Below are 1,308 nucleotides of genomic sequence, written 5' to 3' on the forward strand. Positions count from 1 at the left end.
ATTTTAATCCCTCCCAAGTTTTGCGTGGTAACACGCTCATTGCCCATCTGCCCGCCCATGCGCGTTCCTTTGAACACTTTGGCGGGATACGAACAGGCACCGATAGACCCCGGGTGGCGTTGGCGGTCACTCTGACCCAGCGTGGCATCGTTCACCCCGCCGAAACCGTGACGTTTCACAACTCCCTGAAAGCCTTTACCTTTGGATGTCCCGATTACGTCCACGTAAACCGAACCATCCAAAAACGCGGCGGTGATAATGTCACCCGCCTTGTACTCTCCCTGTCCCTTGAACTCAACCAAGTGTCTTTGTGGCTTTGCTCCGGCTTTTTTGAAGTGTCCGAGTTCAGGCTTAGTGGTGTGCTTCTCCTTCTTTTCCTGAAACCCTAATTGAACAGCCTCGTAACCGTCTTTATCAACGGTTTTCACCTGAGTAACAACACAAGGACCTACTTCGATAACAGTGCATGGAAGATTTTTTCCCTCAACACTGAAAACGGATGTCATTCCGATTTTTTTTCCAATTAATCCTGGCATTTCAATTACTATTTATTTTTTATACTTTAATTTCCACTTCTACGCCTGACGGCAAATCCAACTTCATCAGCGCGTCCACCGTCTTCGGGGTGGAAGTGTAGATGTCGATGAGGCGCTTGTAGGCGCACAACTCAAATTGCTCGCGTGCCTTTTTGTTCACAAACGTGGCACGGTTCACCGTAAAAATACGCTTATGCGTTGGCAACGGAATAGGACCGCTGACAAAGTCCGCAGTACCTTTGACAGTCTTCACGATTTTTTCGGCGGACTTGTCCACCAGGTTGTAGTCGTAAGACTTCAATTTAATTCTAATTTTCTGGCTCGAATTGTTCATTTTTTTACAATTTTATTAAATTATCCGTCCCGTAGAAAAGAGCCATTTCCTCTCTCAGGGCACTTATTTCCCCGTTTCACATAAATTTTTTGCGCGAAACGGCTGCAAAGGTACAACATATTTTTGACACTGCAAAATATTTTTGAATTTTTTTTTTAATTTAATCCGAAAAACTTGTGAAAATCAAAGTTCAGACATTTTTCAATCGGTAATCATCGCAAACTAATTGTAAAAATAAGAATATAATTTTCAAATTTGAAGCAGGCAGCAACTCATTTACCATGAGTCCAACAAAATGGGAAGCAATTACAAACAAAAAAAGTTATGACTATCCGCAATCATACCACTTGGCTTTCGCTCCTTGTCCCGCAGGGACAGCACTTTATTAACCGTAGACTTTAGTCTACGGTATAAACAATGTGTCGTCCCATGCGGGAC

2 protein-coding genes are annotated in these 1,308 nt (G+C 43.5%); both read right to left on the reverse strand.

Annotated features, from left to right (window positions below):
- Window positions 1–536: 50S ribosomal protein L3 (gene rplC, locus ASC50_RS00735; RefSeq protein WP_056928582.1), on the reverse strand; the 536-nt coding region annotated here is incomplete at its 3' end.
- Between the two features lie 19 nt (window positions 537–555).
- Entirely contained in the window at window positions 556–870 is a 315-nt protein-coding gene (rpsJ, locus tag ASC50_RS00740) for a 30S ribosomal protein S10 (RefSeq protein ID WP_055431974.1), read from the reverse strand.
- Between the last annotated feature and the right edge of the window lie 438 nt (window positions 871–1,308).

Source organism: Candidatus Symbiothrix dinenymphae (genome assembly GCF_001431085.1).